The sequence below is a fragment of the Herbaspirillum frisingense genome, from assembly GCF_047325095.1.
GTDB classification, from domain to species: domain Bacteria; phylum Pseudomonadota; class Gammaproteobacteria; order Burkholderiales; family Burkholderiaceae_D; genus Herbaspirillum; species Herbaspirillum frisingense.
The window spans coordinates 2,635,242-2,649,711 of record NZ_CP168558.1 but is presented as its reverse complement, the minus strand read 5'-3'; the positions used below and the strand labels follow the sequence as shown (position 1 = coordinate 2,649,711).

The window sequence follows — 14,470 nt, the reverse complement described above, 5'->3', positions numbered from 1 at the left end:
CGGCGCCCGCCCTCAGCGCGCCACCGGGCGCTTGGCCAGCTTGCGCTGCAGGGTGCGGCGGTGCATGTTCAGCGCCCGCGCGGTGGAAGAGACATTGCCCTCATGCTCGGCCAGCACACGCTGGATGTGTTCCCACTCCAGTCTTTCCAGCGACAGCGGCGACGCCTCTTCCATCGGCGGCACCGGTTCGTCGGTGCGCTCGCCGCCACTGGCATGGTTCAGCGCCGAGAGGATGGAATCGACATTGGCCGGCTTGGCCAGGTAGTTGTCGGCGCCCGACTTGATCGCCTGCACCGTGGTGGCGATGCTGGCGTAGCCAGTCAACACCAGCAGGCGGGCCTCCGGCAAGGCCTGACGCAGCGGCGACACCCACTGCAGGCCGGAATCCTTTTCCAGCTGCAGGTCGATGGTGGCGTAGTCGAAGCGTTCACGACGCGCCGCTTCCAGCGCCTCCTCGCCACTGTGCGCCACGGTCGGGCGGAAACCCCGACGCGCCAGCGACCTGGCCAGGGTACTGGCAAAGACATCGTTATCGTCAAGGATCAGGAAAGCTGCACTCATCAAAAAGCCTGCAATATAAGAAACATCACATCAGTCGATCAAGACAGGAAACAAAAACATTCAGCGCAAGGGAAAGCGCAACTGTGCCACAGTGCCCTCACCCGGCACGGAACGCAGGCGCAGCTTGCCTCCCAGATGCGTGGCACTGGCAAACGCCAGCATCAGACCAATCCCCGAACCGCCGGAACTGCTGACGACCGGGCCATGGCCCAGGCGCTGGAGCAGCTCGGGCGCGATACCGCTGCCATTGTCGGAGACCTCGATGATAGCCGTCTTCTTGCCCGACCTGGCTGACGCCCCGCCAAGCGAAGATGGCGCTTCGGCGACCTTGGTGGCATCGCCAGCATCAGCGGAGAGTAGCCGCAGCCGGATCTCTCCCTGATGCCCCCGCCCGCGCACCGCATGGGCGGCATTGTCGAGCAGGGTCAAGAGGATCTGCGACAGGTCCTGCAACTGACTGGCGACCCAACCCGGCTGGTGTATCTCGGCCACCAGCAGCACGGCGGGGTGACGCAAGCTCCAGCCCTCCAGCAGGCTGGTCAGCCAGGGCGTGATGGCCGCGCTGTCCTCGTTGCGCAGCTGGGCATCTGCGTCCAGGCGCATGCTCTCCAGCGCTGCCTTGCAGACCGCAATCTGTTCCTCGACGATGCGCAGGTCTTCGTCATAAACACTCAGCGCGGGGTTGTCGGCCATCTCGCGTCGCAACTCCCCGGCGATCACCGCCACCGTCGACAACGGCGTATTGAGTGCGTGGGCCGCACCGGCGGCCTGGGTGCCCAGCGCCAGGATGCGATGGCTCTGCAGCTGGCGTTCGCGGGCCTGACCTAGTTGCCGGTCGCGCGAGCGCACCGCCGCGGCGATACGGCTGACGAACCAGGTGATCAGCAGCGCCGAGATCGAGAAATTGATCCACATCCCCGCCAGGTGATAGGCCATGGCCTGGCCATGGTCGTGGATGTGTAGCGGCTGGTAGAAATACACCAGCCCGGAATAGCCACCCAGCGCGCACAGCGCCAGCAGCAAGGCATAGGGCCAACTGAGGGTAGCCGCGCCGGCCGCCAGCGCCGGCAGGTAGAAGGACACGAAGGGATTGGTCGAGCCGCCCGAGAAATACAGCAAGGCCGTCAATACCGCCACATCCAGCCATAGCTGCATGAACAGTTCGCCCTGCTCCGCCGGCCGGGCCCAGCGCATGCGCAGCCAGGTTCCCCCATTGATGAGCAGCTGCAGCAGGATCAGCGCCAGCAAGGGCGACATCGGCAAGGCGATATGCAGCCAGACGTGGGCACCGGCCAGCACCAGCAACTCGCCGGCCACCATCGCCCAGCGCAGCCAGAACAGGCGCGACAGCAGCAGATGCTGTGGCGGATCGGCAGGCAGCGATGCCGCCGCCAGGAAGGAGCTCGGGGAATTCATGGCCGGAATTATACGGGCTGGGCGCGCCCGCCTGGCCTCGGGCCACCTTGCCGCCCTGATTCAGCCGGCGACGACCGCCATTTCATTACTTTTTCCCAACACGTCACATCTATTCATTAAAAAATGAATGTAAATGATAACGATTTTTAATTATACTTTGCGCCGTTTTGTAATACTTATTCATTCCCACAAGAAATTCTAGAAAGAATCTTCATGTCCATGCCCTTCACTGCGCGCCTCAACCCGCTGGCCGCCGCCCTCGCGCTGGCTTTCCTGGCTCCCCTGCCGGCGCTGGCCCAGGCCACTGCCACCACTGCCACCACCGAGTCCAAGGACCAGACCGCGCTGCCCACGGTCACCGTCAATGCCTCCGCCGACGCCTCGGCCGATGGCTTGCCGGCCGAGTTTGCCGGTGGTCAGGTGGCGCGCGGTGGGCGCGTGGGCATCCTCGGCAACAAGGATTTCCTGGAAACGCCGTTCAACAGCATTTCCTACTCTTCCCAGTTGATCAAGGATCAGCAAGCCAAAGGCGTCGGAGACGTGCTGCTCAACGATCCGACCATCCGGGTGACGCGTGGCTACGGCAACTATCAGGAGTCGTACATGATCCGTGGTTTCATTACCAACTCGGACGACCTAGCCTACAACGGCCTGTATGGCCTGCTACCGCGTCAGTACGTGGCATCGGAAATGCTGGAGCGCGTGGAAGTGTTCCGCGGTGCCAGCGCATTCCTCAATGGTGCCACCCCGGGCGGCAACGCCATCGGCGGCACCATCAACCTGCTACCCAAGCGTGCAAGCTCGGACCCGATCACCCAATTCAGCACCGGCATCGAATCCGGCGGCCAGACCTACGCCGCAGCCGATATCGGCCGCCGCTTCGGTCCTGAAGATCGCCTCGGCGTACGCGTGAACGCCGTGCGTCGTGCCGGCGGCACCGCGATCGCCAATGAAAACCGTGAACTGAACATGGCTACCGTCGGCGTGGACTATCGGGGCAACAGCTTCCGCCTGTCGGCCGATATCGGCATGCAAGAATACGACCTGAGCTCCACCCGTCCCAGCGTGCGCATCGCCACCGCCCCTGCCGGCTATGTCCCGTCTGCACCCAGCGCATCCTCGAACTACGGCCAGAGGTGGTTCTATTCGAACGAGCGCGACATCTTCGGCACTGTCCGTGGTGAGTGGGATCTGGCGCCAGACGTGACGTCCTGGTTCGCACTGGGCATGCGCCAGGGTACAGAAAATAACAGTCTGGCGACGCCCAACGTGAACAGCACCAATGGAAACTTCACCTCCAACCGCTTCGACAATGCGCGTGAAGACTCCGTGTGGACAGGTGAAGTCGGCATCCGCGGCAAGTTCAACACGGGTGGCGTCAAGCACAACGTGGTCGCCAGCGCTTCCAGCTACTGGCAGGATTCGCGCAATGCCTACGCCATGGCGCTAGGCACCGCGACCACGGGCAACCTGTATTCACCGACCCAATCGGCACAGCCTGCACTCAATTTCTTCGGTGGCAACCTGGCCAACCCGCAGACCACCATCAAGACGCAGTTGTCTAGCCTGGCTCTGGCCGATACGCTATCGGTGCTGGATGACCGCCTCCAGGTCACCCTGGGTGGACGCTACCAGCGCCTCAAGACCATCAACTACGACTACAACACACACCTGCAAGGCGATTACTACAACGACGGCACGGTCACCCCGGTGGCAGGCATCGTCTATCGCCTGACCAAGGAAGTGTCGGTCTACGGCAACTACATCGAAGGCCTGCAGCCGGGTACCAAGGTATCGGACACTACCGCCACCAACTTCGGTTCCATGCTGGCGCCGTACAAATCCAAGCAGAAAGAAATCGGCATCAAGTACGACGCGGGCAAGATCGGCTTCACCGTCGCCGCCTTCACCATCGAAAAGCCGAATGTCATCAAGGAAGGTCCAGCGACTACCCCGACCTACGCCACCAGCGGCAAACAGGAAAACCAGGGCGTGGAAATCGGCGCCTTCGGCGAACCTGTACGCGGCCTGCGCCTGCTGGCTGGCCTGACCCTGCTGGATGCCAAACAAAAGCGCACCCAGAACGGCACCTACGACGGCAAGGATGCCATCGGCACCGCCAAGACCATGGCCAACATCGGTGCCGACTGGGATATCCCGGGCGTGAGGGGGCTGAGCCTCAACAGCCGCGTGATCTACACCTCCAAGCAATACGTGGACTCGGCCAACACCCAGGCGATCCCGGCGTGGACCCGCATCGACCTGGGCGCGCGCTACCTGACCGAGATCGGCGGCAAGGTCGTGACCCTGCGCGGCGGCATCCAGAACGTGGCCAACCGCAACTACTGGGAATCGGCCGGTGGCTCTTCTGCCCTGGGCTACCTGGTGCAAGGCGCGCCGCGTACCTTTGTAACCTCCGCTTCGGTCGATTTCTGATCGCCGCGTGATTCAGTAAAAAAGGGAAGCGCAAGCTTCCCTTTTTTATTGTCCGCTCCGCCCAGAGACGCAGCCCGAGCGCATGTGCCTACTCGAACATCCGCGCGTAGTCGATCAGCATTTCCTCGATGAACAGCTTGGCCGACAAGGGATGGTCAGCGATGGCGCGGCGGTCACCCATGCCACGCAGTGCCTTGGACAAGGCCAGTGCATCGACCCGTTCGGCCAGCCGCCCCAGTTCCTTGCCGTAGCGGGGGTAATAGCGCACCACCCCGGCCGATTTCAGCGACAGCAGATCATAGAGCCAGCGCTGCACCCAGCCCACCAGCTCGGCGGCGGGCGTCTTCTGCAACTTGTCGGCGGCACGCAGGGCGCCATCCACGCCAGGCTGGGCCAGTTGCCGCAGCAGCTCGTCGAGCGCCTCGCGCCCCTCGCCCTGTGCCGCCTCCAGCGCCGCCAGCGGCGCCCCACCCTGCTCGGCCAGCCAGGCATCGGCATCCTTGACGCCCTGCTGCTTGAGCCAGGCCAGCGCCTCGTCGTGGCCCGGCGCGTTCAGGGCGAACTTGCGGCAACGCGAGAGGATGGTCGGCAGCAACCGATCCAGACGATTGGACAGCAGCAGGAACATGGTCCCCGGCGGCGGCTCTTCCAGCGTCTTGAGCAAGGCATTGGCGGCGGCGGTGTTGAGCGCCTCGGCCGGATACAGCATCACCACCCGCAGGCCGGAACGGTGGGTGGAAACGTTCATGAAATCGGCCAGCGCACGGATCTGGTCGATCTTGATGTCCTTGGAAGGCGCCTTGCTGGCCTTGGCGGTCTTCTTTTCCTCGCCGCTGTCATCCTCGCCGGGTTCGTCCTCCAATACCTCCGGGCGCACCCGGCGATAGTCCGGATGATTGGATTGCGAAAACCAGTTGCAGGACGGGCAGACGCCGCAGGCATGCGCCTCGGGTGTAGGCGACTCGCACAGCAGCGACTTGGCGAAGGCCTCCACGAAGCGGGTCTTGCCGGTGCCGGCCGCGCCATAGAACAGCAGCGCATGCGGCAGGCGCTCGCGCAACTGCTGCAGCTGGCGCCAGCTCTCGCCCTGCCAGGGCAGCAAGGGATCGGTCGAAGTCACGGACATGCGGCGCCCCTCACAGCGCGGCCAAGATGGCGCGCAATTCGTCCTGGATCACCGGGATCGGACGGGTGGAATCGACAATGCGGAAACGCTGCGGGAATTGCGCGGCGCGACGCAGATATTCGGCGCGGGTGTTGGCGAAGAAGTCCGCCTTTTCCTGCTCGAACTTGTCCAGGGTGCGTTCTGCATCCAGGCGCGCGCGTGCCACTTCCAGCGGCACGTCAAAAAGCAGCGTCAGGTCCGGCTGCAGATGCGGATGCACCCACTGCTCCAGGCTTTCCAGCTTGTCCAGGGCCAGCTTGCGGCCGCCGCCCTGGTAGGCGAAGGTGGCATCGGTGAAACGGTCCGAAATCACCCAGTCGCCGCGTTCCAGCGCCGGGCTGATCACCTGCGCCAGGTGTTCGCGCCGCGAGGCAAACATCAGCAGGGCCTCGGTCTCCAGGTGCATGGGATGATGCAGCACCAGTTCGCGCAGGCGCTCGCCCAGTTCGGTACCACCCGGCTCGCGGGTGGCCACCACCGTCAGGCCGCGCGCGCGCAGCAGCTCGGTGACGAAGGGAATATGCGTCGACTTGCCGGCGCCGTCGATGCCTTCGAAGGTAATGAATTTGCCTGATGCCATGAAGGTATCGCTACAGAATGAATCGGTGAAAAGAAAGGCGGATCAACGCTGGTAGCGGTTGACGGCCTGGTTGTGCTCGTTCAGGTTGCTGGAGAAATGGCTGGTGCCATCGCCACGCGCCACGAAGTATAAGGCCTCGGTCTTGTCCGGGTTCAGCGCCGCCGCCAGCGAGGCTGCCCCCGGCAAGGCGATCGGCGTGGGCGGCAGGCCGGCACGGGTATAGGTGTTGTAGGGCGTATCGGTCAGCAGGTCGACCTTGCGGATCTTGCCCTGGTAACGATCGCCCATGCCATAGATCACCGTCGGATCGGTCTGCAGCAGCATGCCGGTACGCAGGCGGTTGACGAACACACCGGCCACCATGCCACGCTCGGATTTCTGCCCGGTCTCCTTTTCCACGATGGACGCCATGATCAGCGCCTCATAGGGCGTGCGATACGGCAGCGACAGATCGCGTCGCGCCCAGGCTTCGTTGAGCTTCTTGCTCATCAGCGCGAAGGCCTGTTTATAGACCTGCATATCGCTGGCGCCCTTGGCGAAGAGATAGGTATCGGGGAAGAACAGGCCTTCCGGATAGGTGTATTCGTTGGTCAGCTTGGCCAGGATCTGCTGGTCGGTCCAACTGGCGGTATCGTGCTTCAGCGCCGGCTGGTCGGCGATGGCGCGGCGCATCTGCTTGAAAGTCCAACCCTCGATGACGGTCAGCGCCTCCTGCGCGAACTCGCCGCGCACCAGTTGCAGCAGCAGCCGCTGGGGCGTGTAACCGGGCTTGATCTCATAGCTGCCGGCCTTGATGCGGCCGCCTTCGCCGGACAGGCGCGCATACAGCGTGAACAGGTCCGGATTGAGCGGCACCCCGGCCGCCGCGATCTGCTGCGCAGCCCCCGACACACCCGCCCCCGGCGTGATGGTAAAGGCGATCAGCTGGCCATTGGCCGGCACGATGGGCTGCTTGGTCCAGTAGACGCCAGCACCGGCGACCAGCGCGGCCAGCACGAACAATGTTGCCAATAACTTCTTCATACCTGATGCGAAATCCCTGTAGTTCCGACGCGATTTTTCGGAGATCACTATAATCGAGGCATCAATGATAATCGCTGGCACGACAGTTGCCTAATTTGCCGGGGACTTCACCCCGGCAAGACGTAATCCGTAAAAGATTTCCTATGACAGACATCACCGCATCGCCCTCCGCCTGGCGCGACTTCCTCACGCAGCAAGGCGCCCAGTTTGACGACCAGGGCCAGGACGTACTCGGCTTCGACCCCGCTGCCGCCGTCCCGCAGAGCCTGGAAAGTTTCGTGGCCCCCCTGACCGACCTGGGCCTGATCGCGGCCACCGGCGAAGAAGCCGCCGCCTTCCTGCACGGTCAGCTCACCAATGATGTGCAGCACCTCACCGCCGATTCCGCCCGCCTGGCCGGCTATTGCTCGCCCAAGGGCCGACTGCTGGCCACCCTGCTGATGTGGCGCGACGAAGCCGGGATCTTCCTGCAGCTGCCGCGCGCGCTGCAGCCTGCCATCCAGAAGCGCCTGCAGATGTTCATCCTGCGCGCCAAGGCCAAGCTGGCCGACGTCAGCGCCGAACGCGCCGTGCTGGGCCTGGTCGGACCGGCCACCGCCAACGCCCTGGCCGAGTGGTTCCCGGTCTTGCCAACCGCCCCCTATGACAAGCTCGACAACAGCCATGGCACCCTGATCCGCCTGGCCGATGCCGCCGGCAGCCCGCGCTACCAATGGATTGCCGCCCTCGACACCCTGAGCACCGCCTGGCCCAAGCTGGTACAGCACTTGAAGCCCACCGCCACCCTGGCCTGGCGCCTGTCCGACATCCGCGCCGGTGTCCCCGGCATCCTCGCCGCTACGCAAGAGCAGTTCGTGCCGCAGATGATCAATTTCGAACTGATCGGCGGCGTCAATTTCAAGAAAGGCTGCTACCCCGGCCAGGAAATCGTCGCCCGCAGCCAGTACCTGGGCAAGCTCAAGCGGCGCACATTGCTGGCCACCATCGCCAGCGCCGATGCCCGGGCCGGTGACGAAGTCTTTGCTGCCGCCGATCCCGGCCAGCCCTGCGGCATGGTGGTCAATGCCGAACCACTGGACCAGGATCACGCCCTGGCCCTGGTGGAAATGAAACTGGCCGCCGCCGACGATACCGTCCATCTGGGCGCCGCCGGTGGCCCTGCCCTGCATTTCCATGACCTCCCCTATGAGCTGGCCGATCCGCAATAAGCGGCGTGCAGCGTTCAAGCCATAGGGAATCACCATGGACCTCTACATCTACTACCGGGTCGCCAGCACCCACGCCCCAACACTGCTGGACAAGATCCGGGGCGTACAGGCCACCCTGCAGGCGCGCCAGCAGGTGACCGGCGCACTCAAGCGCCGCCCTGGCGAACAGGACGGCCTGCAGACCTGGATGGAAATCTACCAAGGCATCGCCGACACCGATGCCGAGGGATTCACCCGCGCCCTGGAGCAGGCCCTGGCCGAGACCGGTGCCTTGTCCCTCATCAGCGGTGCGCGTCATGTAGAACAGTTCGAGGATATCGCCCCATGTGCCTGATCATCTTCGCCTGGAAAGTCATCCCCGGCATGCCGTTGATCATGGCCGCCAATCGCGACGAGTTCTACGCCCGCCCGGCCGCTGACGCCGCCTGGTGGAACGACCATCCCAAGATCTACGCCGGCCGCGACCTGCAAGGCGGCGGCACCTGGCTGGGCGTGACCCGTGATGGCCGCTTTGCCGCCCTGACCAACGTGCGCGCCCCCTCCGAACGACGAACGGATGCCCCGACCCGGGGCCAGCTGGTCGCCGACTACCTGGCCGGCGACATGACGCCGCAGGATTACCTGCGCCAGATCGAACCCCGCGCCCAGCAATACAACGGCTTCAACCTCCTCGTGGGCAACCCCGAGACCATGCTGTGGTATTCCAATCGCGGCAGCGAAGATCCCCGCAATGGCCAGCCGCTGGAATACGGCGTCTACGGTGTCTCCAATGCCCTGCTCGACACCCCCTGGCCCAAGCTCACCCGCGCCAAGGCGCAATTCGCCAGCCTGCTGTGCCAGGGCGCCCCGGAAGAGACCTTCTTCGAAATGCTCACCGACGGCACCCGCGCCAACGACTGCCGCCTGCCCGACACTGGCATCGGGCTGGAAAAGGAGCGCATGCTCTCGCCCATCTTCATCCGCTCGCCCGACTACGGCACCCGCTGCTCCACGGTCCTGCGCGTGCCCATCGTCGGCGAACCGGTCTTGACCGAACACGTGGTCGATCCTATGGCGATGCAATATAGCGGCGAGGCCGCCACCGACAAGGCCTGCCGTCTCCCCTGCAAGCCCAGGGTGCAAGAAGCTTCACCCGGCGGCGACCAGCCTGGCGCAAAGCCGCACAGCGCCTGACCCGGGGCCTTCATTCCTTGCCCATGTGAAATAACCAAAGCGTATATCTGATATTTGGAAGATAAATTGGCCTGATTTGATGCGGAGCAGTAAAGTTACACCTGTCTCCTCCAATTTCCTCCTAAAGAATTGGATTCAAGCCCACACCGCAAGGTCGTGGGCTTTTTTTTCGCCTGTACCCGGCCTGCCCGTAGCAAGAGGTACAAACCTCCCCAGGACGGTGGACTGCATCCACTGTTCCCGCCGATCCCGGACCTAACCCGACTCCGCCATTTCCGCCACCCAAAAACACATCGGCCCCACCACCACGCCAGACAAGGCGCGGGGATGGGGCCGATCAGGCCAGCCTGGCGGGAGCGACTCCCGCTGCGGTGACTTAGTGATGCATCTTGGCTTCGGTGCGATCCAGGACGGCTTCCGGTGCCTGCGCATCTTCCACGGTCTCGTTGTTCAAGACCTTGGTCAGGCGCTCGCTATCCAGTTCGCCGCTCCACTTGGCCACCACCAAGGTCGCCACGCCGTTGCCGATGGTGTTGGTCAGGGCACGCGCTTCGGACATGAAGCGGTCGATACCCAGGATCAGCGCCAGGCCGGCCACCGGCACGTGGCCCACCGCCGACAGCGTCGCCGCCAGCACGATGAAGCCGGAGCCGGTGATGCCCGCCGCGCCCTTGGACGTCAGCAGCAGCACACCCAGCAGCGTCAGTTCCTGCACGAAGGTCATGGGCGTGTTGGTGGCCTGGGCGATGAACACGGCCGCCATGGTCAGGTAGATCGCGGTGCCGTCCAGGTTGAAGGAGTAACCGGTCGGGATCACCAGACCGACCACGGTCTTCTTGGCGCCGGCATTTTCCATCTTGGCCAGCATGCGCGGCAGCACCGATTCCGAGGAAGAGGTACCCAGCACGATCAGCAGTTCTTCCTTGATGTACTTGACGAACTTCCAGATCGAGAAGCCGTGCAGGCGGGTGATGATCCCCAGCACCACGAAGATGAACAGCAGGCAGGTCAGGTAGAAGGTACCCATCAGCTTGGCCAGCGAGAACAGCGAACCCACGCCGTACTTGCCGATGGTGAAGGACATCGCACCGAAGGCACCGATCGGAGCCACCTTCATGATCGCGCCCACCACCGAGAACAGCACGTGCGAGATCTTTTCGATGAAATCGAACACTAGCGTGCCGCGACCGCCGAACTTGTGCAGGGCGAAGCCGAACAGCACCGCCACCAGCAGCACCTGCAGCACGTCACCCTTGGCAAACGCGTCCACCATGCTGGTGGGGATGATGCCCATGACGAAGTCGGTCACCGAACCCATCTTGCCCGGGGCGGTATAGGCCGCAATGCTCTTGGTATCCAGCGCCGACGGGTCGACGTTCATGCCCACGCCGGGCTTGAGGAAGTTCACCAGCACCAGGCCGATGATCAGGGCCACGGTACTGACCACTTCGAAGTACAGCAGGGCCAGACCGCCGGTCTTGCCGACCTTCTTCATGTCTTCCATGCCGGCGATGCCGATGACGACGGTACAGAAGATCACCGGCGCGATGATCATCTTGATCAGTTTGACGAAGCCATCGCCGAGCGGCTTCATGGCTTCACCCGTGGATGGGTAGAAATGGCCCAGCAGGATGCCGATCACGATGGCAACCAGAACCTGGAAATACAGCGATTTGTAAAGGGGCGGTTTTTGCGCCGTCATTATGATTTCTCCAAGAAACATCGAATATCAGCCGGTCCCTGGGGACCCGCCGCCTGCCGTTGCCGGATCGTCGTCCGTTCGGGCATTTGCTTGTTTTTTGCTTGCTTTTGCCAGCAATGCGTCCGGGAGAACTCCCCCTCCCCGGTTCGGCCGCAAGTATCTCGCAGTCGCTACGGGGCGGGTATTGTGGGAAACCACATAACTTCAGTAAACAGCGGTTCAAACTGCTCTTTTCTTCATTCTGCAATGCAATAGGATTCGCTATAGTCTGTGCTGGACTGAACGAAAGCTCACGGGCACTCACAAGGAAAATATCGTGCGACGAAAATTGACGGTCACCGCCCGCCTCGGGATTCTGGTAGCGGTGCTGTGTGGCAGCGTGGTCCTGCTGGCCTGGCGTGACATGCTGGGCATGGCCTCCAGCAACGACAAGCTGCGCTATGTCTACGAAGACCGGACCATGGCCCTGATCCACATCGCCCGCGTGCGCGATGCCTTGTACATGAACCGCGACGTCATGGGCCGCGCCCTGATGATGGCCAATGTGCCGACCGAACCGGGTCCCGATGGCGCCACCAGCAATGAACAGATCAAGCAGTGGCTGGGCCGCCTGGCCGGCCTGGACGCCAGTTTCGACCAGGGCTGGCAAGCCTACCGCGCCACCCGCCTGACCCCCGAGGAAATCACCGAGGCCGCCCGCTTCGAGCAAAGCTGGAAAACCTACCTGAGCGAACGCAACCAGGTCATCGAACTCATCGCCAGCACCCAGGTATTGCAGGCCAACCGCAGCTGGACCCAGCTCACGCCGCGCCTGTCGGCCCTGGCCACGCAACTGGCCACCCTCGGTCACCTGCAGGAAACCATGACCCGCGGTGCCTACGACAATGCCCTGCAGGAATACGGCGAACTGCGCCGCCACAACCTCGAAATCGCCTGCGTGGCCCTGATCCTGGGCATTGCCCTGGCGCTGTGGATCATCATCAGCCTGCGCCGCCAGCTCGGGGGTGAACCCGATTACGCCGCCGACATTGTGCGCCAGATCGCCGACGGCAACCTCGGCGTGGCGGTGCGACTGCGCCGCAATGACCGCGGCAGCCTGCTCTACGCCATGCACACCATGCGTGAACGGCTCACCGACATCATGCGCAGCGTCACCCTCTCGACCCAGTCACTGGGCGACTCCTCACGCCAGCTCAACGCCACCGCGCACGCCCTGGCGGGTGCCTCCAGCGAGCAGGCAGCGGCGGTAGAAGAAGTCCACAGCGCCATTGCCAGCATGAGCCTGGCCATCCAGCAGACTGGCGAACACGCTCGCCGCACCGACCAGATCGCGCTGGCCGCCGCGGCCGACGCCGACAAGAGCGGCGCCGCGGTACAGACCACGGTGGCTGCCATGCGCGGCATCGCGCGCCAGGTCGGGGTGATCGACGACATCGCCTACCAGACCAACCTGCTGGCCCTGAATGCCGCCATCGAAGCCGCCCGCGCCGGCGAGCACGGGCGCGGCTTCTCGGTGGTGGCCGCCGAAATCCGCAAGCTGGCCGAGCGCAGCCAGGGCAGCGCCCACGAAATCAGCGTGATTGCACAGGAAAGCGTGGACATGGCCGAGGAAACCAGCCAGCGCCTGGCCGAAGGCACGCTGCAGGGAATCCGCGAAGCCTCGCAACAGATCAACCAGATCACGCTGTCCTCGCGCATGCAGGAAGAAGGGGTACAGGAAATCGGCGCCGCCGTCGCGCAGCTCAACGACACCACGCAGCGCAATGCGGCCGCCTCGGAAGAACTGGCCTCCACCGCCGAAGTGGTGGCCGAACGGGCGCGCGAACTGGGCGCCCAGCTGTGCTATTTCAGACTGGAAGACGGCAAGCCGCCAGCCCGCGTGCGGCCGGCCTGAAATGTCGGCCCTGTCGGACCTGCCGGACCTGCCGTCCCTGACGGCTAGGCCTGCCGGCGCAGGCTGGCCCGCATGGTGATGTGGGGGATGCCCGCTTCCATGAACTCGTCACCCTCGCGGGCGAAGCCGTGGGCATTGTAGAAGCCCTCGGCATGGATCTGCGCATTGAGGATCACCTCGCCGTCGCCGCGCTCCCGCGCCGCCTGGATCAACGCCTGCAACACTGCCCCGCCCACGCCCTGGCCGCGCCCGGCCTTGCGCACCGCCATGCGGCCGATATGGCCGTCCGGCAGCAGGCGACCGGTGGCCAGCGGCTGGCCGGCCTCGTCGTAGGCCACCGCATGCACGCACAGCGGGTCCATCTCGTCCAGCTCGATCTCGGCTGGCACCTTCTGTTCATCGACAAAGACTTCGAAGCGGATAGGCTGGGCGTGTGCGCGCAGCGCTTCCCAACTGCCTACGGTGATTTTCATGCGGGAATTCCTGCTGAGGGTTGAAACGGAAACGCCATGAGGGCCTACGGGTGAAAGACGGCTCACTCGTGATCCAGCTTCCTGGAAATATCCAGGCGGCGGATCAGCTTGAAGGTCCCCATGGCCTTGGCCACCAGCCGCTCGCCATTCCACAGTTCGGCCTGGCAGAAGCACATGGTGGTGGAGCGATGGTAGGTATGGCCGCGCGCCACGATGGTCTCGCCGGCATGACCGGCCGGCTGCAGGAAGCTGGTGCTCATCTCGACGGTGGCCGAGGACTTGGCGTCCGGCACGCCGGCCCTGGCCGACAGGCCCATGGCCACGTCCAGCAGGGTCATCGAGATGCCGCCCTGCGCCACCTGCCAGCTGTTCATGAACTCCGGCTTGAGAAGCAGCGACATCACGGCGCGATCGTCGCCATATTCCAGCACCTCCACGCCCAGTGCCTGCAGGTAGGGATTACCTTGCGGGAAGACCTCGGTCAACGGCAGACTCATTGCAGCGGCCTCAGATTTCGTAATCCATGCACTGGCGCGCCTCGCGCACGGCACCGATGAAGGGCTTGATGGCGATATGGTCGGGATGGTCCTGGTAGGCATCCAGCGCCGCCCTGGATTCGAACTCCGAATACAGCACCACGTCATAGGTGGCTTCCAGACCCGGTTGCGCCAGTACCGCTTCGAACTTCAGGATGCCCGGCACCACATTGGCACAGCTGTCCAGCAATTGCTTCATCTTCAGCAGGTTGGTGGCCTTGTCAGCGCCTTCTGCGTGGTCCTTCAGTTTCCACATCACGATATGCTTGATCACGATCGGTCTTCCTCGGTCGAAAATTGGAT

At 63.7% G+C, this 14,470-nt stretch carries 14 protein-coding genes; 5 read left to right on the top strand and 9 right to left on the bottom strand.

Annotated features, from left to right (window positions below; translation table 11 throughout):
• Positions 1 to 12: 12 nt before the first annotated feature.
• Positions 13 to 561 (bottom strand): response regulator transcription factor, encoded by a 549-nt coding sequence (locus ACEOAC_RS12295; protein WP_006712968.1) that lies wholly within the window; start codon positions 559 to 561, stop codon positions 13 to 15.
• Positions 562 to 621: 60 nt separating this feature from the next.
• Positions 622 to 1,977, bottom strand: a complete 1,356-nt coding sequence (locus ACEOAC_RS12290) for an ATP-binding protein (protein ID WP_413445351.1) — start codon at positions 1,975 to 1,977, stop codon at positions 622 to 624.
• A gap of 213 nt (positions 1,978 to 2,190) precedes the next feature.
• On the opposite strand from ACEOAC_RS12290, the gene ACEOAC_RS12285 reads away from it, so the two are divergent.
• Positions 2,191 to 4,413, top strand: coding sequence for a TonB-dependent receptor (locus ACEOAC_RS12285; RefSeq protein ID WP_413628896.1), 2,223 nt, complete (start codon positions 2,191 to 2,193; stop codon positions 4,411 to 4,413).
• A gap of 88 nt (positions 4,414 to 4,501) precedes the next feature.
• On the opposite strand, the gene ACEOAC_RS12280 is transcribed toward ACEOAC_RS12285, so the two are convergent.
• From ACEOAC_RS12280 to mltG, 3 genes are read right to left on the bottom strand one after another with little or no spacing between them, the layout of a single operon-like run.
• The gene (locus tag ACEOAC_RS12280; RefSeq protein ID WP_413628895.1) at positions 4,502 to 5,539 is read right to left on the bottom strand and encodes a DNA polymerase III subunit delta'; all 1,038 of its coding nucleotides are present in this window, start codon (positions 5,537 to 5,539) and stop codon (positions 4,502 to 4,504) included.
• 10 nt (positions 5,540 to 5,549) lie between these two features.
• Positions 5,550 to 6,158 (bottom strand): dTMP kinase, encoded by a 609-nt coding sequence (gene tmk / locus ACEOAC_RS12275; RefSeq protein WP_413445064.1) that lies wholly within the window; start codon positions 6,156 to 6,158, stop codon positions 5,550 to 5,552.
• Positions 6,159 to 6,200: 42 nt separating this feature from the next.
• Positions 6,201 to 7,181, bottom strand: coding sequence for an endolytic transglycosylase MltG (gene mltG / locus ACEOAC_RS12270; protein ID WP_413445065.1), 981 nt, complete (start codon positions 7,179 to 7,181; stop codon positions 6,201 to 6,203).
• Positions 7,182 to 7,324: 143 nt separating this feature from the next.
• Between mltG and ACEOAC_RS12265 the strand changes: the two genes are divergently transcribed.
• Genes ACEOAC_RS12265 through ACEOAC_RS12255 form a run of 3 tightly spaced genes read left to right on the top strand, consistent with a single transcriptional unit; the run spans position 7,325 to position 9,562 of the window.
• Entirely contained in the window at positions 7,325 to 8,389 is a 1,065-nt protein-coding gene (locus ACEOAC_RS12265) for a YgfZ/GcvT domain-containing protein (RefSeq protein ID WP_413445066.1), read from the top strand.
• A 34-nt stretch (positions 8,390 to 8,423) separates the two neighbouring features.
• A complete protein-coding gene (locus tag ACEOAC_RS12260) occupies positions 8,424 to 8,723 on the top strand; it encodes a DUF4936 family protein (protein ID WP_241811612.1) in 300 nt (99 codons plus the stop codon).
• Positions 8,714 to 9,562, top strand: coding sequence for an NRDE family protein (locus ACEOAC_RS12255; protein ID WP_413445067.1), 849 nt, complete (start codon positions 8,714 to 8,716; stop codon positions 9,560 to 9,562). The genes ACEOAC_RS12260 and ACEOAC_RS12255 overlap by 10 nt, the downstream gene beginning before the upstream one ends.
• Positions 9,563 to 9,938: 376 nt before the next feature.
• On the opposite strand, the gene ACEOAC_RS12250 is transcribed toward ACEOAC_RS12255, so the two are convergent.
• Complete coding sequence (locus ACEOAC_RS12250; RefSeq protein ID WP_077236857.1) at positions 9,939 to 11,264, bottom strand: dicarboxylate/amino acid:cation symporter; 1,326 nt, start codon at positions 11,262 to 11,264, stop codon at positions 9,939 to 9,941.
• Between the two features lie 316 nt (positions 11,265 to 11,580).
• Here ACEOAC_RS12250 and ACEOAC_RS12245 point away from each other — a divergent pair, with 316 nt between their 5' ends.
• A complete protein-coding gene (locus ACEOAC_RS12245) occupies positions 11,581 to 13,158 on the top strand; it encodes a methyl-accepting chemotaxis protein (protein ID WP_413628894.1) in 1,578 nt (525 codons plus the stop codon).
• Between the two features lie 44 nt (positions 13,159 to 13,202).
• Here the strand turns inward: ACEOAC_RS12245 and ACEOAC_RS12240 are convergent, their stop codons facing one another.
• The 3 genes from ACEOAC_RS12240 to ACEOAC_RS12230 form a co-directional block, all read right to left on the bottom strand.
• Entirely contained in the window at positions 13,203 to 13,631 is a 429-nt protein-coding gene (locus ACEOAC_RS12240; RefSeq protein WP_413628893.1) for a GNAT family N-acetyltransferase, read from the bottom strand.
• A 62-nt stretch (positions 13,632 to 13,693) separates the two neighbouring features.
• Positions 13,694 to 14,128, bottom strand: coding sequence for a PaaI family thioesterase (locus ACEOAC_RS12235; protein ID WP_039876442.1), 435 nt, complete (start codon positions 14,126 to 14,128; stop codon positions 13,694 to 13,696).
• A gap of 10 nt (positions 14,129 to 14,138) precedes the next feature.
• On the bottom strand, positions 14,139 to 14,441 hold the full coding sequence (locus ACEOAC_RS12230) for a Dabb family protein (protein ID WP_241811616.1): 303 nt from the start codon (positions 14,439 to 14,441) through the stop codon (positions 14,139 to 14,141).
• Between the last annotated feature and the right edge of the window lie 29 nt (positions 14,442 to 14,470).